Raw genomic sequence first — 24,462 nt, forward strand, 5'->3', positions numbered from 1 at the left:
GCTAGACTGGGGCCATGTCCGCCATGGCCCCAGCCCGCACCGAATCCGACCTGTCGTTCCTCCTGGACCACGCGGGCCACGTGCTGCGCAGCCGGATGGCGGCAGCGCTGGCCGAGATCGGCATGACGGCACGCATGCACTGCGTGCTCGTCCACGCCCTCGAAGAGGAGCGCACCCAGATCCAGTTGGCCGAGGTCGGCGACATGGACAAGACCACGATGGTGGTCACGGTCGACGCGCTGGAGAAGGCGGGCCTGGCCGAGCGCCGGCAGTCCACCACCGACCGGCGGGCCCGGATCATCGCCGTCACCGAGAAGGGCGCGGAGCTGGCCAAGCGCAGCCAGGAGATCGTGGACGGCGTGCACCGGGCGGCGCTGGAGTCGCTGCCCGAGAAAGATCGCGACGCACTGCTGCACGCGATGAACCTGCTGGTCAACGGTCATCTGGCCACCCCCGTCCCGGGGTTCCAGATCGCCCGTCGGGTGCGCGAGAGCACCAGGTAAGTCCGAGAGAGATTGTCCGCAACAAAACTATCCGCTACGGTTCCTCCTGTTGTCGTCGAAACAGGAGAGAACCATGTCGTCCACGCTCGCAACACCGCTCGAAACACCCCGCGCGAACCGCTGGTCCGCGCTGGTCGTGCTGTCCGCCGCGATGTTGATGACGATCCTGGACGGCAGCATCGTCACGGTCGCCATGCCCGCCATCCAGCAGGACCTGGGCTTCTCACCGGCCGGCCTGAGCTGGACGGTCAACGCGTACCTGATCGCGTTCGGCGGCCTGCTGCTCCTGGCCGGCCGGCTCGGTGACCTGATCGGCCGCAAGACGATGTTCCTGGCCGGGAACGCCGTGTTCACCGCCGCGTCGCTGCTGGCCGGCGCGGCGACGACCCCGGGTCTGCTGATCGCCGCCCGGTTCCTCCAAGGTGCGGGCAGCGCGATGGCGTCGGCGGTGGTGCTGGGGATTCTGGTGACGCTGTTCACCGATCCGGGTGAACGGGCCAAGGCGATCGGGGTGTTCAGCTTCACCGGTGCGGCCGGCGCGTCCATCGGTCAGGTGCTGGGCGGCGTTCTCACCGACACCCTGAGCTGGCACTGGATCTTCTTCATCAACCTGCCGATCGGCGTGGCCACCATCGTGCTGGCGATCCGGACGCTGCCGTCCGACCGGGGTGCGGGCCTGTCCGCGGGTGCCGACGTGCTCGGTGCGGCGCTGGTCACCAGTGGTCTGATGCTCGGCATCTACACCGTGGTCAAGGTCGAGCAGTACGGCTGGACGGCTCCGCACACCCTCGGCCTCGGCGCGCTGTCGGTGGCGCTGCTGGCCGCGTTCACCGTCCGCCAGGCGACGGCGAAGACGCCGTTGATGCCGCTGCGCATCCTGCGTTCCCGCAACGTGACGGGCGCGAACCTGGTGCAGATCCTGACGTTGTCGGCGATGTTCGCCTTCCAGATCATCGTCGCGCTCTACATGCAGAAGGTCTTGGACTACAGCGCGCTCGCGACCGGTTTGGCGATGCTCCCGGCGGCGGTGGCCATCGGCGGTGTGTCGTTGTTCGTCTCGGCCCGCCTGAACACCCGGTTCGGTGAACGTGCGGTGTTGTCGGCCGGGCTCGTGCTGCTGCTGGGCGCGATGCTGAAGCTGATGACCGTTCCGGTGAACGCGAACTACGTCACCGACCTGCTGCCGGTGATGCTGCTGATCGCGGGCGGCGGCCTGGTCCTGCCCGCCCTGACCGCGCTGGGCATGTCCGACGCCAAGCCGGACGAAGCGGGCCTGGTGTCCGGCCTGTTCAACACCACCCAGCAGATCGGCATGGCCGTGGGCGTGGCCGTCCTCTCCACCCTGGCCGCGGCACGGACCGAGGAGGAACTGGCATCAGGCGTCGCCGAGCCCGCCGCCCTCACCGCCGGCTACCACGTGGCCTTCACCATCGCCGCAGCCCTGCTCGCCGCCGCTCTCGTGGTCACGGTGATCGTCCTGCGCAAGCCCCAGCACACCACCGTCTGACCGCCGTGTGAGGAGGGGCACGCGGCAGGTGGGCGGACCGGTGCGGGCGGGGCCGGTAAAATCGTTTCAGTAGCTAACGAGTGAGCCAACCGTCGCGGTCACTGTCGACACGGGACAGATGACAGGAGCGACGCATGACGGCGACCACCCTTGAGTCCACCGCGACCCGTCGGGGTGGCAAGGGTGGCGGTGCCGCCATGGCCGCGCTCGCGCTGGGCGGCTTCGGGATCGGCACCACCGAGTTCGCCACCATGGGGCTGTTGCCGCAGATGGCGGACACGTTCGGCATCTCCATCCCCACCGCCGGCCACGCGATCAGCCTCTACGCGCTGGGTGTCGTGGTCGGGGCGCCGCTCATCGCCGGGTTGGCCGCGAAGTTGCCGCGCAAAGGGCTGCTGATCGGGCTGACGATCGCGTTGGCGCTCGGCAACGGGCTGTCCGCCATCGCGCCGAACACGACGTTGTTGATGACGGCGCGGTTCGTGGCCGGGTTGCCGCACGGCGCGTTCTTCGGCATCGCCGCCGTGGTCGCCACCACCCTCGTGCCACCGGAACGGCGGGGCACGGCGGTCGCGCGGATCATGGTCGGGCTGACGCTGGCCAACCTGATCGGCGTCCCCGTCGCCACCGCCGCCGGTCAGCAGATCGGGTGGCGCGTGGCCTACCTGGCGGTGGCCGTGATCGCGGTCGTGACGGCGCTGGCGGTGGCCAAGTGGCTGCCCCGCATCCCCGCCTCCGGTGACGAGAGCGTCACCGCCGAACTGCGCGCGTTTCGCCGCCCGCAGGTGTGGTTCGCGCTGGTCACGGGCATGATCGGGTTCGGCGGCATGTTCGCCGTCTACTCCTACATCTCGCCGATCACCACCGAGGTCACCGGCCTGTCGCTCGCCGCCGTGCCGTGGGTGCTCGCGGTGTTCGGGCTCGGCATGACGATCGGCGCCACGGTCGGCGGGCGTTTCGTGGACCGTTCGGTCATGGGCACGGTGTTCGGCTCGATGATCGCGGTGACGGTCGTCCTGGTGCTGTTCGCGCTGACCGCCACGTCACCGGTGATGGCGTTCGGCATGGTGTTCCTGATCGGGCTGGTGTCGCAGATCCTGGCCTCGGCGCTCCAGGTCCGGCTGATGGACGCCTCACCCGACGCGCCGTCGCTGGCGTCGTCGTCCAACCACTCGGCGCTCAACATCGCCAACGGCGCGGGCGCGTGGCTGGGTGGCCTCGCCATCAGCGCGGGCTGGGGTTACACCTCCACCGCGTGGGTCGGTGTGGGGTTGAGCCTGGCCGGGTTGGCGGTGGCCGTCCTGTCGGTCGTGGTCGACCACCGCCGGGTCACCGCCTAGCTCTCGTTCAGGACCTCGCGCAGCCGGGTCGCGAACGGCTCCGGGTCCTCGGCGAAGCCGATGTGGCCGCCGGGGAAGCGGGTGGGCTCGATGCCGAGTCCCGCGGCCAGGGCGATCGACGTGCGCTCGCACAGCTGCTCACCCGAGTCCTCGCCGATGCCGACCACGATCCTGGTCGACGCCGAACGCAGCGCGTCGAAGTCGGGCACCCACTCGACGGTCGGCTTCAGCATGTGCGTGTACTGGAAGCGCTCGTCGGCGAGGTCCTGCGGGTCGCGCTCGCCGCCGAACATGTGCTCGATGACCTCGTCGGGCATGTGCAGGTTGGCGATGAGCATGAACTTCCGCCACGCGCCCATGGTGTCGCCGGACAGGTGGGTGGCGATCATCTCGTCGGTCCACGCGAGCAGCTGCGCGCGGTCGTCCACCAGCTGGTCCAGCGGCGGCTCGTGCGGGATCGCGGTGTGCACGAGTTCGGGGTGCGCCTGCACGAGGGCCAGCACGCTGACCGCGCCGCCGCTGGAGCCGAGGACCACCGCCGCGCCCGCGTCCAGGTGGGTGATGAGCCGGGCCAGGTCGTCGGCGCGCAGCTCCGGCGTCGAGTCGCGGTCGGGGTCGTCCACCTTGCTCCGGTTGATGCCGCGCGGGTCGGTGGTGAGCACGGTGTGGTCGACGGCGAGCAGGTCGGCCAGCGGCTCGAACGGCCTGGCGTCCATCGGCGCGCCGACGAGCACCACGAGCGGCCCCTGACCCCGCACTTCGTAGTGCAGCAGCGCGTCCGGGACGCGCAGGGTCTCGGTGGTGGCGGTCTGGGTCATCGGTTCCTCCGCAGAACGGGTCTGAAGTGCTCGATCGCAGGAAGTGACTCCCGGAGTGGGGCAGAATCGTCGGTCGTGAACGAAGTTTCTTCGGCGCGGTCCGCAGACTCCGCCGTGGCGGGCCCCGAGGAGCCCGACCTGGCGCGGGCACGCGACGGCGACGGTGACGCGTTCACCCGTCTGGTGGAACCGCTGCGCCGGGAACTGCACGCCCACTGCTACCGCATGCTCGGCTCCACCTACGACGCCGACGACGCCCTCCAGGACGCCCTGCTCCGGGCGTGGCGCGGACTGGCCCGTTTCGAGGGGCGCAGCTCGCTGCGGTCGTGGCTGTACACGGTGGCGACTCGTACGTGCCTGGACACCGTGGAGAGCCGGGGGCGGCGGGCGTTGCCGGTCGACCTGGGGCCGTCCAGTGAGCGGGCGGTGCTCGGGGACGAGCCGCTGGTCGACGTCGCCTGGCTCGGACCGTACCCGGACGCGGGCCTCGGCGACGGCGGCCCGGACGGGCGTTATGCCCAGCGCGAGGCGGTCGAGCTGGCGTTCGTCGCGGCGTTGCAGCACCTGCCGGGCAACCAGCGGGCGGCGTTGCTGCTGTTCGAGGTCCTGGGTTTCTCGGCGGCCGAGATCGCCGCGATGATGAACACCTCCACCACGTCGGTGAACTCGGCGTTGGCGCGGGCCCGCCGGATCGTCGCGGAGAAGGTGCCCGCGCGCACGCAGCAGCAGACGTTGCGCCGAATCGGCGACGCACGCATGCGACAGGTCGTGACCGACTTCTCCACCGCACTGGAACGCGGTGACGCCGACGCCCTGGTCGCACTGCTGACCGAGGACGTCACCTGGTCCATGCCGCCGCTGCCGCACTGGCACCACGGGATCGAGGCGGTCATGGACTTCGCCGTCCGGGTCCCGCTGACCGGTTGCGGGTCGTGGCGGCACATCGCGACGACCGCGAACGGCCAGCCTGCGGTGGGGTGCTACCTGTGGGACGAGAGCGCCGGGACGCACAGGGCGTGGGCGATCAACGTGCTGACGTTGAAGGGGGAGCTGATCTCGGAGGTCACGTCGTTCGTGGGGGCCGAGCACTTCCCGCCCTTCGACCTGCCGGCCTCCCTGCCGTAGCGGGCAGCTCACCAGGCAGCGGCGTGCAGGACCTCCTGGACGATCTCCTCGACCGACGTGCTCATGACCGGAAGTCTTCCGGGCACCGCGAGTCGTCCGAGTGGAGGGCTCGCGGTGCCCGGAGTGGGCTAGCGGTTGGTGAGGCGGACGGCGGTCCAGGAGACCGGTGGTAGGGCGACGAGGAGTTCGCCGTTGGTGATGTCGGCCTTCTGCGGTTGCGGGACTACGCGGTCGGGGTCGGTTTCGGTGTTGGTGGCCGTGCTGTCCGAGTCGTGCATCGTCCAGGCCTCGGCCACCGTCAGCTCGCCGAACGCCGCCAGGCCGACTCGGAGGTCCACCGGTTCGGACTGGTGTCGGTTGACCACGAACACGACCGTGTCACCGGTCTCGGGGTCGTGGGTGGCGACCGCGTCGACCACGGGAACGTCGCCGAAGCGCTTGGTCGGGTAGGTCGGCGAGGACGTCTCCACCCGCAGCACCTGGCCCCGTGCCAACCGCGAGGTCAACGCGAACGGGTGAAAGATCGTCTGCCGCCACGCCGGGCCGCCCGGTTCGCTGCGGATCGGCGCGATCACGTTCACCAGCTGCGCCTGGCAGGCCACCGCCACCCGGTCGCTGTGCCGCAGCAACGAGATCAGCAGGTTGCCCACGACCACGGCATCGGTGACGTCGTACTGGTCCTCGATGACCCGTGGCGCGATCTCCCACTCGGTGCGCGGCGCTTCCTGGAACCTCTTCATGTACCAGACGTTCCACTCGTCGAACGACAACGTGATCTTCTTGCTGCTCTTCAGCCGTGCGCCGACCGCATCGGCCGTCGCCACCACGCTGTCGATGAAGCGGTCCATGTCCAAGGCGGAGGCGAGGAAGCTGTCCACGTCACCGTCGAGCACCTCGTAGTAGGCGTGCAGCGAGATGTGGTCCACCTCGTCGTACGCCAACTCCAGCACGGTGGACTCCCACTCGCCGAACGTCGGCATGGACGAGCTCGAACTGCCGCACGCCACCAGCTCCAACCCCGGCTCGGCCTGCCGCAGCGCCCGGGCCGTCTCGGCGGCCAGCCGGCCGTACTCGTGCGCGGTCTTGTGGCCGAGCTGCCACGGGCCGTCCAGCTCGTTGCCCAGGCACCACAGCTTCACCCCGTGCGGCTCCGAGGACCCGTTGGCACGACGCAGCTCGGACAGGTGCGTGCCGCCCTCGTGGTTCATGTACTCGTGCACGTCGAGCGCTTCGGCGACGCCACGCGTGCCGAGGTTCACCGCGTACATCACCTCGACGTCGGCCTTGCGGGCCCACCGGACGAACTCGTCGATGCCGACCTCGTTGGTCTCGATGCTGTGCCACGCGAGTTCGCGGCGCACCGGGCGGTCGGCGACCGGGCCGACGCCGTCCTCCCACCGGTAGCCGGACACGAAGTTGCCGCCGGGGTAGCGGACCAGTTCGACCCCCATCTCACGGGTCAGTTCGAGCACGTCACCCCGGAAACCGTCCTCGTCGGCGGTGGGATGACCGGGTTCGTGGATGCCGGTGTAGACGCAACGGCCCATGTGCTCGACGAACGACCCGAACAGCCGGCGGCGCACCGGCGCGATGACGTAGTCGGGACTGAGGACCAAAGAAGCCTTTAGCACGATGCTCCTACTTCAGGGCGCCCGCGGCCGCGCCGCTGCGCCAGAAGCGCTGCAACAGGACGAAGGCGACGACGAGCGGGACGATGGCCAGCAGTGAGCCGGTCACGACGAGGTTGAACAGCATTCGCGTACCGGCCTCCTGCTGTGCGGTGTTGAACCAGGTGGTCAACCCCACGGTAAGGGGGTACAGGTCGGCGTCACTGAGCATGACCAGGGGCAGGAAGTAGTTGTTCCACGTCGCGACCAGGGTGAACAGGAAGACGGTGACGATCGCGGGGCGCATCATCGGCACCGCGATCTGCCAGAAGATGCGCAGCTCACCGGCCCGGTCGATGCGCGCGGCGTCGATCAGCTCCACCGGCACGCTCTCGGCCACGTACACCCGGACGAGGTACGCGCCGAACGGGCTGAGCAGCGACGGCAGGATGACCGCCCACATCGTGTCGACGATCTCCAGTTCGGACAGGATCAGGTACGTCGGCAGCACCAGTGCGGTGGCCGGCACCATGATCATGCCCAGCAACGCGGTCTCGAACAACCGCTTGCCCACGAAAGAGAACCGGGCCAGTCCGTAACCGGCGGCGGCGGCGAGCGCGGTCGCGCCCAGGGCGCTGAGCCCCGAGTACAGCGCCGTGTTGAGCAGCCACTGGCCGTAGACGCCGTCGTCCTCGCGGAACAGCTGTTCGATGTTCTCCACCAGGTTGAACTCGGCGAACCACAGCGCCGGGCTGTCGAGCAGGTCCGGCTGGCTCTTGGTGGCCGCGATGACCACCCACAGCAGCGGCACCAGGAAGTACAGGATGCCCGCCGCCATCAGCACGTGCGGGAGTCGGGTCTTCACCGTGGTCCGATTGCCGGCTCCGCCGATGGTCACGAGCGTGCCCCCCGCCTGCGGTTGATGAACACGAACGCGTAGGCCACCACGAACACCAGGAAGCCCAGCGCGAACGACAGCGCGGCCGAGTAGTGGAAGTCCGAGTAGGCGAACGCCTGGTTGTAGGCGTAGAGGTTGGGCGTGTACCCGGCCGAGATCTGCGGCGCGAACCGGGCCATGATCGCCGGTTCGGTGAAGAACTGCATGGTGCCGATGACGGTGAAGATCGCGGCCAGCGAGATGGCCTGCTTGATCGCGGGCACCTTGACCCGCAACGCGATCTGCACCGGCGTGGCCCCGTCGATCACCGCGGCCTCGTACATCTCCCTCGGCACGCCCTGCAACGCCGAGTACAGGATGATCATGTTGTAGCCGGTCCACGCCCACGTCACGATGTTGCCGAGCGACAGCAGCAGCAAAGAGGAGCTGAAGAAGTCGATCGGGTCGCCGCCGACGAACGTGGGCAGGTCCGCGAACGGGCCGAACGTCCGGCTGTAGAGGAAACCCCACATGAGCGCGCCGACGACGGCGGGCACGGCGTAGGGCATGAACGCGATGAGCCGGAACGCCAGGGCGAACTTCGTGGTCACGGCGTCGAGCGTCAACGCCCCGGCCAGCGCGATACCGAGCATGATCGGGATCTGCACGAGCCCGAACAGGACGACCCGCAGCAGGCCGTCCAGCAGCACCGGGTCGGTGAACGCGCGCACGTAGTTGTCGATACCGGTGAACCGGGTGCCGAGGGCGAGGCTCTTGCTGGACAGGCTCAGCCAGAACGCGTACCCGAGCGGCACGATCAGGAACGCGACGACGACGAGGAAGAACGGCAGGACGAACAGGGCGCCGGCCACCGGGTGCGCGGTGACCCGGCGCGACCTGCGCCGCGACCGGCTCTCGACCGGGCGGTGCGGTGGTGGCGGCGAGTCGGCCGCGGGTGCCGTGATCGGTATGGACCGGGTCACGGGGAACCTCCTGGACTGGGGGGTGGTCGGCCTGCCGCGGCGGACGGGCCGCGACAGGCCGCGAGTGCGTTACCGGCTGACCTTGAAGCCCTGCTTCTCGGCGTACGCGACGACGTTCTTCTGCGTCTCCTCCAGCACCGTGCTCCATTCCCTGCCGCCCGACATCGCCTCGGCGGTGCGGTCGTTGAGGTCCTTGAACACGAAGTCCTGGAACGGCGTGTACTGGAACTCGCCCAGCTTCTGCGACACCGGCACGAAGATCTCGTTCACCTTCTGGCCGTTGAAGAACTCGTACGCCTTTCCGGTGAACGCCGGGTCCGCCGCGACGTCCTTGACCAGCGGGTAGAGGAACGCCTTGTTCAGGCCGATGTCCCAGGCCGCCTTCGAACGGCCGAACAACTCGCGGGCCACCGTGGTCGCCGCCTGCGGGTTCTTGGCCTGCTTGGTCACGGTGAACGTCGAGCCGCCCCAGTCGCCCTGCTCGTCGGCGCCCGCGGTCCACTGCGGCATCGGCGCGACCGCCCACTTGCCGGCCGTGTTCTTGAGCGAGCCCGCGACGTAACCGGGAGTCCAACCGGCCGCGGCCCAGGTCCAGTACTTGCCCGAGTCCAGCGCGGCGGTGGCGTCGGCGGTGAAGAACTTGTCCTGCGCCATCAGGCCCTTGTCCACCAGGTCGCCGTACAGGTCGACGACCTTCTTGCACTCCGGCGCGGTCAAGTTGATCTTGACTTCGTCCTTGGCCTTGGCCTGCGAGTAGCCGTACGGCCGGCAGCCCGCCTGCCACATCAGCCCGTTGAGCCAGCCGCCGTCACTGCCGAAGCTGGCGATGTAGGCGTCCGGATCGACGGCCTTGATCCGCGCCGCGGCGTCGGCGTACTCGGCCCAGGTGGTCGGCACCGGGATGCCGTGCTGGTCGAACAGGTCCTTGCGGTACATCAACGCCATCGGGCCGCCGTCGACCGGGATCGCGTAGACCTTCTCGCCGTCGGTGGCCTGGCTCCACGCCCACTCGGCGTAGAGGTCCTTGTCCTCGTTGGCGCCGTACGGGCCCATGTCGGCCAGACCGTCGAGGATGACGAACGTCGGGATCTGCTGGAACTCGACCATCGCCACGTCCGGCGCGCCCTTGCCCGCGGTGAACGCCGTTTTCAGCTTGGCGTACTGGTCCGGGCCGGTACCGACGTTGGTCCAGTCGACCTGGATGTCGGAGTGGGAGGCGTTGAACGCCTCGACCACGCCCTTGAACTCCGGGTACCAGGCCCAGACCGACACGCGCACCGGTCCGCTGTCCTCACCGGTGGCCCCGCCACAGGCGGCCACCGCGAGCAGGCCGCAGACGGCGAGCCCTCTGCCGAGTTTCGCCATCCTGGCTTTTGCCAACCAGTTGGTGCCGAGCATGGGTAGCGCCTTTCCGTCGCGGCATGCGTCCGGGCATGCGCGACCGTCATCACGGAGCGTGATCGAGACAGGGAAGGTGAGCGGCGACCCCACGAGGCGCGAACAGGTGCCGCTGAGGTCGGTCGGCGTACTGCGCCACGGCCGACGGGTTCGGGGGAACCGACTGTGGCTGCCGCCGTGGCACCGGGTCTTGCTGCGCTGCAAAAGACTATGGACCGCGTTTTGCTGCGCTGCAAGACCTCATCTGATGTTAATTCAAACGAGATGTGGGCCGGCTCGACCTCCGGCGGACAAGTGAGTCTTGCCGCGACGGGGGCCGGCGCGCACACTCTTTGCAGCGCTGCAAGCCGCCGCGCCGCCGCGCCGTCCGACCGGAGGAAGCCCATGCGTGACGCCACGCTGCGTGACGTTGCCGAGCTGGCGGGGGTGTCCGCGCGGACGGTGTCGAACGTGGTCAACGGCTACGCGGCGGTCACCGACCACACCCGCGAGAAGGTGGAGAAGGCGATCAAGGAACTGGGCTACCGGCCCAACGTGCTGGCCCGCAACCTCGCCAACGGCCGGTCCGGGCAGATCGCCGTGGTGGTGCCGTTCCTGGACGTGCCGTACTTCTCCGAGCTGTTGCAGGTGATCATCCCCCACGCTCGGGAACGCGGCTACCACGTGCTGATCGACCAGACCGACGGCGACCCGACGCACGAGCGCGAGCTGATCCGGCGCGGCGCGCGGGCGGTCCTGTTCGACGGGATGATCTACAGCCCGCTCGGGCTGGCGCAGGACGACCTGGCCGAGAGCGACCCGACGTTCCCGCTGGTCCTGCTCGGCGAGCGGTCGTCCAACGCCTTCTTCGACCACGTGGGCATCGACGACGTCGTGGCGTCCCGCGAGGCCACCGCGCACCTGATCGGCCTCGGCAGGCGCCGGATCGCGGCCATAGGCGATCAGCCGTACCCGACCGGCGAGGCGGCGCAACTGCGCACCCTCGGCTACCGGCAGGCCCACGCGGACGCCGGGCTGCCGGTGGACGAGTCGCTGATCATCCAGGCGCAGCGGTTCACCCGGGCCGACGGCGCGGCCGCCATGCGGGCGTTGCTCGACCGGGACGACCCACCGGACGCAGTCTTCGGCTACAACGACCCGGTGGCGCTCGGCGCGCTGCACGAAGTGCTGGAACGCGGGCTCCGGGTGCCCGAGGACATCGCGCTGATCGGCTACGACGACATCGAGGAAGGCCGCTACTCCAACCCCGCGATCAGCACGATCTCGCCGGACAAGGACGCCATCGCCACGACGGCGGTGGACCGGCTGCTCAAACGCATCGGCAGCACCGAACCGCTACCCGGCATAGAGGTCCGCGCCTCACACCGACTGATCGCCCGGCAGAGCACCCTCGGTCGCGCCGCCGGCCGCTGAGACCGACACCTCGGTAAACGCTTACCAGCACGGGGGCGTGTGCTGCGCAAGCCTTGTGTCTCAATGACTTCAGGCCGCCTTCGGGACCTGGCCGGGCTATTGACAGCCACTTGCGCCGGCGGCAGCATCCTGTGGCGTTCTGTTGCTCTGAGAACTTCTCTGATCGGTGTTGTTGGGTTTCGGGGAGACGAGGGTTTGGTGGACAGACACAGGCGTTTGTTCCGAGGAAGCGTGGCGTCGGTCGTCGCGCTGCTCCTGGCGTCGGGCCTCGTGCAGGCTCCCGCGGCGACCGGTGACCCGGCCGCCGCCGCGCACCTCAGCCGCAGCGAGAACTTCGACGGGTCGTGGAAGTTCGCCCTGGCCAACACCACCGGCGACGACGACCCGGCGTACGCCGACGCGGACGAACCCGGCTTCGACGACTCGTCGTGGCGTGCGCTCGACCTGCCGCACGACTGGTCGATCGAGCAGGCCATGACACCCGCGGCGGGCAGCAACACCGGCTACTTCCCCGGCGGACTGGGCTGGTACCGCAAGACGTTCACGCTGCCGCGCTCCACCACGGGCAAGAAGGTCTCGCTGGACTTCGACGGCGTCTACATGGACTCCGAGGTCTACCTCAACGGCACCCTGGTCACCGCGCACCCGTACGGCTACACGGGTTTCGCGGTCGACCTGACCCCGTTGGCGCACACCGACGGCAGGACGCCGAACGTCGTCGCGGTGAAGGTGCGCAACAAGCTGCCGAGCAGCCGCTGGTACTCCGGCAGCGGCATCTACCGGCACGTCGAGCTGGTCGTCACCGACCCGGTGCACGTCGCCCGGCACGGCACGTTCGTGACGACGCCGAACGTGGAGCAGGAGGTGAAGTCCGGCTACGCCACCGCCCACGTCCGCACCGACGTGGTCAACGGCGCCGGTAGCGCGGACGTCGCCGTGCAGTACCGGATCAAGGACGCCTCCGGTCGCGTCGTGGCACGTCACCGGTCGGCGGTGAGCGGACCGACCGTCGAGTCCGACATCCGGGTGCCCGGGCCCACCCTGTGGTCGATGGGGAACCCGCACCTCTACACCTTGGAGACCGAGGTGACGGTGGCGGGCAGGCGCGTGGACACCACCAGCACCCGGTTCGGCTTCCGCTGGGTCCGGTTCGACGCGAACGAAGGCTTCTTCGTCAACGGCGAGTACCACAAGATCCAGGGCGTCGACCTGCACCACGACCAGGGCGCCCTCGGGTCCGCGGTGAACCGGGACGCGTTGGCACGGCAGATGAAGCTGATGAAGGACATGGGCGTCAACGCCTTCCGGACCTCGCACAACCCACCCTCGCCCGAGCAGATCGAGCTCTGCGAGGAGCTGGGCATCGTGATGATGGTCGAGGCGTTCGACACCTGGCGCAGGCCCAAGATCGCCTACGACTACGGCCGGTTCTTCGAGGCCAACAGCTCCGCGGACATCAAGGAGATGGTGAACGCGGCGAAGAGCTCCCCCGCCGTCGTGCTGTGGTCGGTCGGCAACGAGATCCCGGACTTCCACTCGGTCCCGTTCGGCCCGGACACCGCGAAGCGGCTGGCCGCCGACATCAGGTCGATCGACACCAGTCGCCCGATCGTGTTCGGCTCCGACGCGTACCGCCGGGTGCCGGCCACCGGATCGGGTCCGGACCAGATCCTCACCGCGTTGGACGGCCTCGGCCTGAACTACAACACCGCCGGGTCGGTGGACGCGTTGCACGCCAAGTACCCGGACAAGTTCATCTTCGAGTCCGAGTCGTCGTCCTCGACGTCCACCCGCGGCTCGTACCAGGACCCGTTGCTGCTCAACACCGGTGAGAACTACACGCCGGGCAAGCGGGAGGCGTCGTCGTACGACAACAACATGGCGTCGTGGACGTTGAGCGGCGAGTACGGGTTGAAGAAGGACCGGGACCGCAAGTTCTTCCTCGGCCAGTTCCTGTGGGCCGGCATGGACTACATCGGCGAGCCGACGCCGTTCGACGGCGTGTTCCCGGTGCGCACCTCGCACTTCGGCGCGATGGACACGGCCGGTTTCCCGAAGGACCTCTACTACCTGTTCAAGAGCCAGTGGACGACCGACCCGATGGTGCACGTGATCCCGATGAACTGGACCGACCACAAGGTGGGCGACCCGGTGCAGGTGTGGGCTTACGCCAACGTGGACACCGTCGAGCTGTTCCTCAACGGCAAGTCGCTCGGCGTGCGGAAGTTCGACCGCAAGACGACCACGTACGGCAAGGAGTACCTGGAGACGACCGAGCCGTCCGGTGACGACAAGAACGTCACCACCGGGCCGTTCCCGGGCAGCTACACCAGCCCCAACGGCAGCGCGGGCAAGCTGCACCTCACCTGGACCGTGCCGTTCGAGCCGGGTGAGCTGGTCGCGGTGGCGCGCAAGGACGGCAAGGAGGTCTCGCGGGACGCCGTGCGCACGGCCGGTGCGGCGGACGCGGTGAAGCTGACGGCGGACCGCAAGGTCGTCAAGGCCGACGGCAAGTCGCTGACCTACATCACCGCCGACGTGGTCGACAAGAACGGCGTGGTCGTGCCGAGCGCGGACAACAAGGTCACCTTCTCCGTCACCGGCGGCAGGCTGGTCGGCGTGGACAACGGACGGCCGGAGAGCGTGGAGCCGTACAAGGCGGAAGGGATGACCGCGTTCCACGGCAAGGTGCTGGCGATCGTCCAGTCGGACGGGCGGGCCGGGCCCATCACGGTCAAGGCGACGTCGCCGGGTCTGCGGTCGGGGCGCACGTCGGTGTTCGCCACCTGGGCCGGGACCAAGGGACCGGTCGGTGCGGCACCGGTGTTCGCGCCCGCGCCGCCGGACCTCTCCAGCCCCGTGGACGCCAGTTACAGCGGTAGGCCGACCACGTTGCCCGCGGCGATGATCGATGGTGACATGGCCACCCGGTGGTCCAACTCCTACTCCAAGCAGGCCACACAGGTGCTGCCGTCGGTGTCGTCGGCGCACGCGAGCGACTGGGTGTCCGTGGCGTGGCCGGAGGAGCGGCGGTTCGGCGGCGTGACGTCGTACTTCACCGTGGACGGCTCCCACCAGCTGCCGGCCTCGGTCGAGGTGGCGTACTGGAACGGCACCGCGTGGGCGTCCGCGTCGAACGTCCGGGTCGACTGGGCGACCGCGGTGGGACAGCCGAGCACCATCACGTTCGACCCGGTCTCCACCACGAAGGTCCGGATCACGATGACCAGCCGGGCACCGGGAACGTCGACCGGGTTCCTCGGCATCAACGAACTCCAGGTGTCGGCGACCTGATCGGCTGACCGCACTCGACGACCGCCGTCGGCGCCTTGACGGCGGCGGTCGTCGGTGGTGCAGTGCTCGTACGCCGTCGGAAAGCGCTTTCCCTGCATCTCAACGAGGAGACCTTGATGGCAAAGGTGAACCGTCGGACCTTCCTGGGTGGCGTCGCGGCCGCCGGCGCCGCGTACGGACTGCCGTTCGGCGCGGGCAGCGCGCACGCGGCGGCTCAGGCGTCAGCTCAGGCGGCCGACCCGCCGCGCCAGGCCGCCCTCGCCTGGCTGGAAGGCGGCGCACCGGCCACGCACGCGGGCACCACGTGGGGCGTCCCCTGGCCGCGCGGGGTGTTCGGCAAGGACCAGACGTTCGCCCTGACCACCGCCTCCGGCGAGCAGGTGCCGGTGCAGACCTGGACCACGGGCGTCTGGCCGGACGGCTCGCTGAAGTGGAGCGCGCACGCGATCAGCGGGCCGACCGCCGCCGACGGGTACCGGCTGGAGCCGGGCCCGGCGCAAGCCCCGGCGCAGGCCGTCAAGGTGGACGACCAGCACGGGCGCGTCGTGGTCGACACCGGTGTCATCGAGGTGACCGTGCGCAAGAGCGGCGCCGAGCTGATCGAGCGGATCGTGCGCAACGGCCGGCCGGTGGTGCAGCGCGGGCACCTGGTGGCCTTGCGGCAGGACCACGACGAGGACGAGGACACCGGCAGCGCGAGGCGGGAGAAGTTCGTCAGCGCCGTGCGCAACGTGATCGTGGAGCAGAGCGGTCCGGTGCGGGCGGTGTTGCGCATCGACGGCGTGCACCGGGGTGTGACGAGACGGCGCGAGTGGCTGCCGTTCACCGTCCGGTTCTATTTCTTCGCCGGCACGGACAGCATCCGGATGACCCACACGTTCGTCTGGGACGGCACGACCGACGACTACCTGCGCGGTCTGGGAATCCGGTTCGAGGTGCCGATGCGGGACGAGTTGTACGACCGGCACATCCGGTTCGGCGGTGAGGAAGGCGGTCTGCTGCGCGAGGCCGTGCGCGGTATCACCGGTCTGCGGCGCGACCCCGGCGCGGCGGTCCGGACCGCGCAGGTCGAGGGCCGGAAGCTGCCGCCGACGTCCACTTGGGACACCCGGGTGAGCAGCAGGCTGCCGTTGATCCCGGCGTGGGGCGACTACAGCCTGAGCCAGCTCACGGCCGACGGTTACGCGATCCGCAAGCGCACCAAGCCCGGCCACACCTGGGTGGACGTGGACGCCGGGCAGCGGTCCCCCGGTTTCGGCTACGTCGGCGGTGTGAGCGGCGGCCTGGCGTTCGGCCTGCGGAACTTCTGGCAGCTGCACCCGACGCAGCTCGACGTGCGCGGCGCGGCGGGCGACAAGGCCGAAGTGACGGTGTGGCTGTGGTCGCCCGACGCGCGGCCGATGGACCTGCGCTTCTACCACGACGGTCTGGGCATGGACACCTTCCCGGAGCAGCTGGAAGGCCTCCAGATCACCTACGAGGACTACGAACCGGGCTTCGGCACCGCGTACGGCGTCGCGCGGACCAGCGAGCTGACCCTGTGGGCGCTCGGTTCGACACCGGACGACGCGAGCCTGGCCGCCATGTCGCAGGCCGTGCAGACGCCGCCGCTGCTGGTCGCGCCGCCGCAGCACCTGCTGGCGGCGGGCGTGTTCGGTGACTGGTCGCTGGTCGACCGCTCCACCCCGGCGCGGGCCTCGATCGAGGACCGGCTGGACTTCCTCTTCGACTACCACCGCGACCAGGTCGAGCAGCGCCGCTGGTACGGGTTCTGGAACTACGGCGACGTGATGCACACCTACGACACCGACCGGCACCAGTGGCGGTACGACGTCGGCGGCTACGCGTGGGACAACTCGGAGCTGTCGACGGATCTGTGGCTCTGGTACGCCTACCTGCGCAGCGGGCGGGCGGACGTGTTCCGGATGGCCGAGGCGATGACCCGGCACACCGGCGAGGTGGACGTCTACCACCTGGGCCAGTGGAAGGACCTCGGCACCAGGCACAACGTGCTGCACTGGGGGTGCAGCGCCAAGCAGTTGCGGATCAGCACCGCCGCGAACCGGCGGTTCTACTACTTCCTCACCGCCGACGAACGGGTCGGCGACCTGCTGCGCGAGCTGGTCGACGCGGACCGCACGTTCGTCGCCCTCGACCCGTTGCGCAAGATCCGCACCGAGCCGTACACGCCGGACCCCAAGGCGCTCGCCATCGGCCTGGGCACGGACTGGGGCGCGCTGGCCGCGGCGTGGCTGACCGAGTGGGAACGCGGCGGCGACCCGATCGCGCGGCAGAAGCTGCTGGGCACCGTCGAGGACATCGGGGCTTTGAAGAACGGGTTCATCACCGGGGAGGCGCTGTACAACCTGGAGACCGGCCGGTTCGCCACGGATCGGGTGCAGGTGAGCGTGTCGCACCTGTCGGCGGTGTTCGGGCTGGCAGAGATCTGCAGTGAGCTGATCGACGTCCTGGGGCAGCCGGCGTTCGAGCGGGCGTGGTTGCAGTACTGCCGGCTGTACGGCGCGACCAGGGCCGAGCAGCAGGCCGAGGTCGGCGGCTCGTGGAACATCGGCTTCCGCCAGATGCACTCCCGCCTCACCGCGTACGCGGCGGCGCGGACCGGGGACGACGCGTTGGCCCAGCGGGCGTGGAACGAGTTCTTCGCGGGCCAGGACGGTTACACCCCCGGCCTGCCGTGGAGTTCGACCAGGGTCGAGGGCCCGAACGTGCTGCGCCCGGTGGACGAGGCGGCGTTCGTGTCGACCAACGCGTCGGCCCAGTACGGTCTCGCCGCCATCCAGACCCTCGCGCTGGTGGGCGACAAACTGCCGCCGCAGCGGGTGGACCGGTAAGCGCACATCCCGCTCTGACGCCCGGAATGCCCGCTCCCCTTGAGGTTCGGGCATTCCGGGCCGTGCTTCAGAGGTCGGCGGGCGGTGTGGCGAAGACCAGTCCTTGGCTCGGCACCGAGGAGAAGCCACCCAGATCCCGGTGGACGATCTTCACCCGGTGCTGGCTGTCGGGCGCGAGTCCGGTGAGGGTGATCTGCTTCTCGGTGGCGTAGGCGACCCTCTGGCCGTCGAGGTGCACCTCGTAGTCCCGGGTTTCGAACCACCAGGGGACCGCGTGCCAGGCCAGGGAGACGCTGGTCGGGGTCACGGCCGTCACCCGGAGTTCGGTGGGGCGCACCGGGCGTTCGATGATGACGCTCTGCACCGACAGGCTGCCCAGCGAGGTGTCCTGGTTCGGGACAGGGCTGCACGTCACGCCGACCGTCCCCAGCGGCGTTCCGTCGGCGCGCTCGGGGCGCAAGGTCAGCTTGAGATCGCCCAAGTGGATGGTGTGATCGCCGGATTGGCGGAAGAACAGCGGCGTGAACGCGCCCGCGGCCTGGACCGGCGCCCCGCTCCACCCGGTGAGGCGCACCGGTGCGAAGGTCAGACTCGCGTCGGCGGTCTGGGTTCCGCTCGGACCCGTGAAGGTCGCCGCGAGCGTGGCGGTGCTGTCCCCGTCGATCCGCACCGCGCCCGCACCCAGTGCCCGACGGTCGCCACCCAGCGTCAGGTCCACGTCGATGTACGCGTAATTGCTGTTGGGGACGGTGTTGGGCGCGAACCCCCACCCCTCGGCCGGTAATCCGCCCCGGACCTGGGCTCTCACGGTCAGGCTGGGTCCATGGGGCACGGCGCACCGGTAGTCCAGAACCGACTCGACCGGCTCGGCCGAGGCGGTGCCCGTTGCCCCGGCGATGGTGCCGGAACACAACAGCGCCAGGACGAGCGACCGGATGGCGACACGCAGCGTTCGACTGGAATTTCGCACGGACTCAGCCTTTCTCGTGAAGGAAGTGCTGACAGTCGGTGATCGCGCGCGCCACACCGAGAATGCCACAGGCCACCGTCGGCCGACACCGACTGTCGTACCAACGGGTCCCGAGGCCGGGCGGCCTAGCCGGGGTCGCGGAAGCGCGGCACGACCAGGCCCGACTCGTAGGCGGCGACCACCGCCTGGGTGCGGTCGCGCAGGCCCAGTTTGTTCAGCACCCGGCTCACGTGCGTCTTCACCGTCTCCTCGGTCACGACCAGGCGGGCCGCCACCTCCGGGTTCGACAAGCCCTCCGCGACCAGCCGCAAGACCTGCGTCTCGCGTGGGGTGAGGGTGGCCAGGGCGGCGCTCGGCGGGGTGGCGGGCTCCGGCCGCAGGCGGGTGAACTCGCTGATCAGGCGACGGGTGACGGTGGGTGCGAGCAGTGCCTCCCCCGCCGCGATGACCCGCACCGCGTCGAACAGCTGCTCCGCCGTCACGTCCTTGAGCAGGAAGCCGCTGGCACCCGCGCGCAACGCGTCGTAGACGTACTCGTCCAGGTCGAACGTGGTCAGGATCAGGATTCGCGGCCCGCCCGACGCACCGTCGACCAGTTGCCGGGTGGCCTCGATGCCGTCCGTCCCCGGCATCCGCACGTCCATGAGCACCACGTCGGGCGACAGCTCGCGGCAGATCCGCACCGCCTCGCCGCCGTCGGACGCGGTGCCGACGACGGTGAAGTCCGGCTGGGTGTCGAGCAGCGCGGCGTACCCGGTGCGGATCACCTGGTGGTCGTCGGCGACGACGACGCGGACTGCGTTCATCCGACCGCCTTCGGGAGGCTGGCTTCGACCAGGAACCCGCCCACGGCCGTCGGTCCGGTGTGCAACCGGCCGCCGACGGCCGCTGCCCGTTCACGCATTCCGGTCAACCCGTGCCCGCCGAGCGCAGTGGCCGGCGGGCCGGGGCCGTTGTCCCTGATGCGCAATCGCAGTGCCTCGTCGGTGTAGTGCAGCTCCACGTCGACCGCCGCGCCGGGCGCGTGCCGCCGCGCGTTGGTGAGGGCTTCCTGGATGATCCGGTACGCGGCCAGTTCGACGCCCGGATCGAGTTCGGCCGGCGTGCCGGAGACGATGAGCCGGGCACCGGCGCCGGACGTGTCCCGGGCGTGGTCGAGCAGTTCGTTGAGCTGTTGCAGACCGGGCTGGGGCTGCCGCTGCGCGACCTCCTCCGGAGCGGCGTCCTCCCGCAGCACGCCGAGCAGCCGGCGCATCTCCGTCAGCCCGGCCCGTGCGGTGTCGCCGATCTCCGACAGCCGCTGCGCACCGGCGGCGGGCATTCCCGGCGTGGTCAGCCGGGCCGTCTCCGCCTGCACCGCGATCATCGAAATGTGGTGCGCGACGACGTCGTGCAACTCGCGCGCGATCCTCGCCCGTTCACCGCGTGCGGTGTGCTCCAGCAGCCTCCCGGCGACGGCCTGCCGGGCGGCGCGGTGCACCAACGCCTCACCGCGTGCCGACCGGGCGATCCCGACCCACGCCGCCGCCAACCCCAGTGACGCGGCGATCCCGGTGAGGCCCTGTTCCCATGTGCCACCGGCCAAGGCCAGCACCAGGTACGGCGTGGCCAGGCACGTGGCCAGGAGCTGCCCACCTGCCCGACCCAGCCGGTAGAGCACGATCAGCTGCGCGCCGAGACCCGCCACGGTGAGGCTGTGGAACAGCCCGAGCGACAGCACTCCCGCCGCCGTGACGGCGATCGCGGCCGGGGTCGGCCGCAGGAACGCCACTGGCGCCGTCGTGCCCAGCGCCAGCACGCCGAGCACCAGGACGAGTTGCGTGTCCACCCCGCCTGTCACCGCCCGCGCGACCGACTCGGCCATCGCGCCCGCCCCCAGCAGCAACCCGGCCACGACCGGTGCGTACGGGGCCGCGACGAACCGCGCTGTCCGGCCCCACCGGTCGCTGTCTCCGTTCACGCCGATCATTGTGGTCACCGGCGCGCGCACGTGCGTCACCGCAGGCGGTGACACCGCCGTCCCCCACGCGAGGGATGCGCGGCGGTCGTCGTCCCCCACGTCAGCGACGGCGGAGACGGCTCTCTCGCGTGACGACCGCGCCCACCCCCGCTCCCTAGCCTTCCCGGCATGGAAGCAACCATCGAAGTCACCGGGCTGCGCAAGCGGTTCGGGCCGACCGTGGCGCTGGACGGGATGACGTTCACCGTCACACCGGGCAAGGTCACCGGCTTCGTCGGCCCCAACGGCGCCGGCAAGTCCACCACCATGCGGGCGATCCTGGGCCTGGACTCGGTCGACGCGGGCCACGCGCTGGTCGGCGGCCGGCCGTACCGGACCCTGCGGCACCCGTTGCGGCAGGTCGGCTCGCTGCTGGACGCGGGCGCGCTCCAGCCCGCCCGCACCGGCCGCAACCACCTGCTGTGGCTGGCCCACTCGCAGGGCCTGGGCGCGCGGCGGGTGGACGAGGTGGTCGGGCAGGTCGGCCTGGCGTCGGCGATCCGGCGCCGGGCGGGCAGCTACTCGTTGGGCATGCGGCAGCGGCTGGGTATCGCGGCGGCGCTGCTCGGCGACCCGCCGGTGCTCGTGCTGGACGAGCCGGTCAACGGCATGGACCCCGAGGGCATCCGGTGGATGCGCGGTTTCCTGCGGTCGCTGGCCGCCGAGGGCCGGGCGGTGCTGGTGTCCAGCCACCTGATGAGCGAACTCCAGGACACCGCCGACCACGTGGTGATCGTCGGCCGGGGCAAGGTCATCGCCGACGTCAGCGTGGCGGACCTGATCGAGTCCGCGTCCGGTGACCGGATCACGTTGCTCACGACCGCCCGCACGCAGGCCATGACGGTCCTCGCGCACGCCGGGGCCACGGTCGCTGTCACCGGAGCCGACACGCTCACCGTCTCCGGGCTGTCCGGGGAACGCGTGGTGGCGGTGCTCGGCGAGAACGCGGTGCCGTTCTCCGAGGTGTCGGCGCACCGCGCGTCGCTGGAAGAGGCGTACATGGAGCTGACCAGGGACGCGGTCGAGTTCCACGCGGCCGTGGCCGAGGAGGCGGCACGATGACGATGACGACCTACCGCTCCGAAGCACCTCCCGCGCGGGACGGGTTCGGGCAGTTGCTGCGCGCGGAGTGGACGAAGTTCCGGACCGTGCGCGGCTGGGTGATCGGCTTGGTCGCGGCGGCGCTGGTCATCGTGCTGATCGGGCTGTTCGGCGCGGCGGCGAGCAACTTCTCGTGCGCCGGCCCCGAGGGTCGGTCGTGCGCGGCCAGCACACCTCCGGTCGGCCCGGACGGCGAGCCGGTGAACGACCGCTTCTACCTCGCACACCAGTCGCTGAGCGGTGACGGCAGCATCACCGCCCGGTTGACCTCCCTCACCACGGTGTCCTCTTCGGACAACCAGAAGACCGAACCCGAGCCGTGGACCAAGGCCGGGATCATCATCAAGGAGAGCACCACCCCGGGGTCGGCGTACGCCGCGCTGGCGGTCACCGGCGGCCACGGCGTGCGGATGCAGCACAACTACACCGGGGACATCGCGGGCACGGTGTCCACCAAGCCGAGCTGGCTGCGCCTGACCCGGTCGGGTGACACGATCACCGGCCACGAGTCGACCGACGGCACGGACTGGCACCTCGTCGGCACGGTGAGCCTGCCCGGACTGCCGTCGACCGTGCGGGCCGGGCTGTTCGCCGCCTCCCCCCACCACGAGGTGATCACCGAGTCCTTCGTCAGCACGAGCGCCACGAGCTACCCCACGCTGGCGACGGCCGAGTTCGACCGGATCGACCTCCAGGGCACCTGGCCGGACACCGGGTGGACAGGTGACAGCATCGGTGACCGGGCCGGTGGGGGGCCGGGCGGCGGCGCCGAACCGCCGGTCGGTTTCGACGAGACCGGCGACGGTGTCACGGTGAGCGGGGCCGGCAACATCGCGCCGATCGTGGCCGGCCGCGGCGGTCTCGGCAAGACGATCGAGAGCAGTCTGGTGGGCGCGTTCGCCGGGCTGATCGCGGTCATCGTGGTCGCGGCGACGTTCATGACCTCCGAGTATCGGCGTGGCCTGATCCGCACGAGCCTCGCCGCGAGCCCGAGGCGGGGTCGGGTGCTGGCGGCGAAGGCCGTGGTGATCGGGGCGGTCACGTTCGTCACCGGGCTGGCCGCGGCGGTGATCGCGGTGCCGCTGGTCGGGGCGGTGGAGCGGGACAAGGGACACTTCATGTTCCCGGTGCCGACGGCGACGGAGGTGCGGGTGGTGGTCGGCACGGCGGCGTTGCTGGCGGTGGCCGCGGTGTTCAGCCTGGCCGTCGGCACGGTGCTGCGGCGCAGCGCGGGCGCGGTGACCGTGGTCATCGTGGCGATCGTGCTGCCGTACATCCTGGCGATCGCGTCGGTGCTGCCCTCGGGGCCCTCGGACTGGCTGCTGCGGGTCACGCCGGCCGCCGCGTTCGCCGTCCAGCAGAGCGTGCCGGAGTACGCGCAGGTCACCGCGAGTTACGCGCCTGCCGACGGCTACTTCCCGTTGACGCCGTTGGCGGGCTTCGCGGTGCTGTGCGGCTACACCGCGCTGGCGCTGGGTGTGGCGACCTTCGTGCTGCGCAGGAGGGACGCGTGAAGGAAGCGCTGCACGTGGAGTGGACGAAGCTGCGGACCGTGGCGGGCACGGCCTGGCTGCTGGCCGCCGTGGTGCTGCTGACCGTGGCGCTGGGTGTCGCGGCGTCGGCCGTCGTCAGCTGCTCGGGCTTGGGCTGCGGGCAGGACCCGGCGAAGATCAGCCTGACCGGGATCGCGTTCGGGCAGGCCGTCGTCGCCGTGCTGGCGGTGCTGGCGGTCGGCGGCGAGTACAGCACCGGGATGATCCGGGTGACGTTCGCGGCGATACCGCGCCGGTCCACGGTGCTGGCCGCGAAGGCGCTCGTGGTCAGCGGTCTGGTGTCGGTGGCGGGTGCGGCGGCGGTGCTCGTGTCCGTGCTGGCGGGGCGGATCATCCTGCCGGGCAACGGTTTCACCGAGGCTCACGGGCACGCGACGCTGTCGCTGGCCGACGGGCCGGTGCTGCGCGCAGCCGTCGGTTCGGTGCTCTACCTGGTGCTGGTGGGCCTGCTCGCACTGGGCGTGGCCACTGCGGTGCGTGACGCGGCGGCGGCCATCGGGGTCGTGCTCGGGCTGCTGTACCTGTTCCCGATCGTGGCCGCGGTGGTGTCGGACCCGGACTGGTTCAAGCGCCTCCAGCGGATCAGCCCGATGACGGCGGGCCTGGCGGTGCAGGCCACCACGGGCGTCGGCAGCCTGCCGGTCAGCCCCTGGGCCGGTCTGGGCGTGCTCGGCCTGTGGGCGGCCGGGGCGCTGGTCGTAGGCGGCTCGCTGCTGCGGTGGCGCGACGCGTGACCCGGCTCAGGTCTTGTTCGGCCTGGGCAGCAGCAGGTGGACCGCGAAGCCCGCCAACGTGGTCAGAACGGCCTGGTAGAAGACCGAGAACTGGTTGTCCACCCCGACGATGAACGCCGCGTCCAAGCCGGTCGTGACGATGCCCGCCAGGGTGAGCAGGCCGGTCACGTGCCAGCCGAAGAAGCCGGCGGTCCAGGCCACGAGCGGCCACCGGTTGCGGTCGGGGCGGCGCAGCACCAGGTAGACCGAGAACGCGGCGGCGGCGTTGAAGAACACGCCGATGATCCGCAGTTCGGGCGGTCCACCGGACAACACGGTGGAAAACGTTTGCGCCACGATGAGCGCGACCACCGACCAGCACCCGACCCGCGTCTTGTCCACGGCGCGG

General features: G+C 70.2%; 19 protein-coding genes. 10 read left to right on the forward strand and 9 right to left on the reverse strand.

Going from position 1 to position 24,462, the window contains the following annotated elements; all coding sequences use genetic code 11:
* The first annotated feature begins 14 nt into the window (after positions 1-14).
* The 3 genes from ALI22I_RS46445 (at position 15) to ALI22I_RS46455 (ending at position 3,350) form a co-directional block, all read left to right on the forward strand.
* Positions 15-503 (forward strand): MarR family winged helix-turn-helix transcriptional regulator, encoded by a 489-nt coding sequence (locus ALI22I_RS46445; protein WP_077011888.1) that lies wholly within the window; start codon positions 15-17, stop codon positions 501-503.
* 73 nt (positions 504-576) lie between these two features.
* The gene (locus tag ALI22I_RS46450; RefSeq protein ID WP_077011889.1) at positions 577-2,010 is read left to right on the forward strand and encodes an MFS transporter; all 1,434 of its coding nucleotides are present in this window, start codon (positions 577-579) and stop codon (positions 2,008-2,010) included.
* 134 nt (positions 2,011-2,144) lie between these two features.
* Positions 2,145-3,350 (forward strand): MFS transporter, encoded by a 1,206-nt coding sequence (locus ALI22I_RS46455; RefSeq protein ID WP_077011890.1) that lies wholly within the window; start codon positions 2,145-2,147, stop codon positions 3,348-3,350.
* Here ALI22I_RS46455 and ALI22I_RS46460 read toward each other — a convergent pair.
* The gene (locus ALI22I_RS46460) at positions 3,347-4,168 is read right to left on the reverse strand and encodes an alpha/beta fold hydrolase (RefSeq protein WP_077011891.1); all 822 of its coding nucleotides are present in this window, start codon (positions 4,166-4,168) and stop codon (positions 3,347-3,349) included. The two genes, ALI22I_RS46455 and ALI22I_RS46460, sit on opposite strands and share 4 nt — an antisense overlap.
* Before the next feature lie 75 nt (positions 4,169-4,243).
* Between ALI22I_RS46460 and ALI22I_RS46465 the strand changes: the two genes are divergently transcribed.
* Entirely contained in the window at positions 4,244-5,293 is a 1,050-nt protein-coding gene (locus tag ALI22I_RS46465; protein WP_238598916.1) for a sigma-70 family RNA polymerase sigma factor, read from the forward strand.
* Between the two features lie 128 nt (positions 5,294-5,421).
* On the opposite strand, the gene arfA is transcribed toward ALI22I_RS46465, so the two are convergent.
* The 4 genes from arfA to ALI22I_RS46485 form a co-directional block, all read right to left on the reverse strand.
* Positions 5,422-6,924: an arabinosylfuranosidase ArfA gene (gene arfA, locus ALI22I_RS46470; protein WP_077011893.1), complete on the reverse strand. Its 1,503-nt coding sequence runs from the start codon at positions 6,922-6,924 to the stop codon at positions 5,422-5,424.
* Between the two features lie 7 nt (positions 6,925-6,931).
* Positions 6,932-7,798: a carbohydrate ABC transporter permease gene (locus tag ALI22I_RS46475; RefSeq protein WP_338013552.1), complete on the reverse strand. Its 867-nt coding sequence runs from the start codon at positions 7,796-7,798 to the stop codon at positions 6,932-6,934.
* Positions 7,795-8,760: a carbohydrate ABC transporter permease gene (locus tag ALI22I_RS46480; protein WP_077011894.1), complete on the reverse strand. Its 966-nt coding sequence runs from the start codon at positions 8,758-8,760 to the stop codon at positions 7,795-7,797. The genes ALI22I_RS46475 and ALI22I_RS46480 overlap by 4 nt, the downstream gene beginning before the upstream one ends.
* Before the next feature lie 69 nt (positions 8,761-8,829).
* Entirely contained in the window at positions 8,830-10,158 is a 1,329-nt protein-coding gene (locus ALI22I_RS46485) for an ABC transporter substrate-binding protein (protein ID WP_077011895.1), read from the reverse strand.
* Positions 10,159-10,542: 384 nt separating this feature from the next.
* Between ALI22I_RS46485 and ALI22I_RS46490 the strand changes: the two genes are divergently transcribed.
* The 3 genes from ALI22I_RS46490 (at position 10,543) to ALI22I_RS46500 (ending at position 17,717) form a co-directional block, all read left to right on the forward strand.
* The gene (locus tag ALI22I_RS46490; protein ID WP_077011896.1) at positions 10,543-11,571 is read left to right on the forward strand and encodes a LacI family DNA-binding transcriptional regulator; all 1,029 of its coding nucleotides are present in this window, start codon (positions 10,543-10,545) and stop codon (positions 11,569-11,571) included.
* A 231-nt stretch (positions 11,572-11,802) separates the two neighbouring features.
* Complete coding sequence (locus ALI22I_RS46495; RefSeq protein WP_202971207.1) at positions 11,803-14,865, forward strand: glycoside hydrolase family 2 TIM barrel-domain containing protein; 3,063 nt, start codon at positions 11,803-11,805, stop codon at positions 14,863-14,865.
* A gap of 116 nt (positions 14,866-14,981) precedes the next feature.
* Complete coding sequence (locus tag ALI22I_RS46500) at positions 14,982-17,717, forward strand: exo-rhamnogalacturonan lyase family protein (RefSeq protein WP_077011898.1); 2,736 nt, start codon at positions 14,982-14,984, stop codon at positions 17,715-17,717.
* 67 nt (positions 17,718-17,784) lie between these two features.
* Here the strand turns inward: ALI22I_RS46500 and ALI22I_RS46505 are convergent, their stop codons facing one another.
* The 3 genes from ALI22I_RS46505 to ALI22I_RS46515 all read right to left on the reverse strand — a co-directional run bounded on the left by ALI22I_RS46505 (position 17,785) and on the right by ALI22I_RS46515 (position 20,647).
* On the reverse strand, positions 17,785-18,687 hold the full coding sequence (locus tag ALI22I_RS46505) for a fibronectin type III domain-containing protein (RefSeq protein WP_077011899.1): 903 nt from the start codon (positions 18,685-18,687) through the stop codon (positions 17,785-17,787).
* Positions 18,688-18,812: 125 nt separating this feature from the next.
* Complete coding sequence (locus tag ALI22I_RS46510; protein ID WP_077011900.1) at positions 18,813-19,493, reverse strand: response regulator; 681 nt, start codon at positions 19,491-19,493, stop codon at positions 18,813-18,815.
* Positions 19,490-20,647 carry a sensor histidine kinase gene (locus ALI22I_RS46515; RefSeq protein ID WP_202971208.1) on the reverse strand — a complete coding sequence of 386 codons (1,158 nt, stop codon included), beginning with the start codon at positions 20,645-20,647 and terminating at the stop codon, positions 19,490-19,492. The genes ALI22I_RS46510 and ALI22I_RS46515 overlap by 4 nt, the downstream gene beginning before the upstream one ends.
* A 168-nt stretch (positions 20,648-20,815) precedes the next feature.
* Between ALI22I_RS46515 and ALI22I_RS46520 the strand changes: the two genes are divergently transcribed.
* Genes ALI22I_RS46520 through ALI22I_RS46530 form a run of 3 tightly spaced genes read left to right on the forward strand, consistent with a single transcriptional unit; the run spans position 20,816 to position 24,074 of the window.
* Entirely contained in the window at positions 20,816-21,748 is a 933-nt protein-coding gene (locus ALI22I_RS46520) for an ABC transporter ATP-binding protein (protein WP_077011901.1), read from the forward strand.
* A complete protein-coding gene (locus tag ALI22I_RS46525; protein WP_077011902.1) occupies positions 21,745-23,301 on the forward strand; it encodes an ABC transporter permease subunit in 1,557 nt (518 codons plus the stop codon). The genes ALI22I_RS46520 and ALI22I_RS46525 overlap by 4 nt, the downstream gene beginning before the upstream one ends.
* The gene (locus ALI22I_RS46530; protein WP_077011903.1) at positions 23,298-24,074 is read left to right on the forward strand and encodes an ABC transporter permease subunit; all 777 of its coding nucleotides are present in this window, start codon (positions 23,298-23,300) and stop codon (positions 24,072-24,074) included. Before ALI22I_RS46525 ends, ALI22I_RS46530 begins: the two co-directional genes overlap by 4 nt.
* A gap of 6 nt (positions 24,075-24,080) precedes the next feature.
* Here ALI22I_RS46530 and ALI22I_RS46535 read toward each other — a convergent pair whose 3' ends face one another.
* Entirely contained in the window at positions 24,081-24,455 is a 375-nt protein-coding gene (locus ALI22I_RS46535) for a hypothetical protein (RefSeq protein WP_077011904.1), read from the reverse strand.
* Between the last annotated feature and the right edge of the window lie 7 nt (positions 24,456-24,462).

Origin of the sequence: Saccharothrix sp. ALI-22-I (assembly GCF_001984175.1) — a bacterium.
GTDB lineage: Bacteria > Actinomycetota > Actinomycetes > Mycobacteriales > Pseudonocardiaceae > Actinosynnema.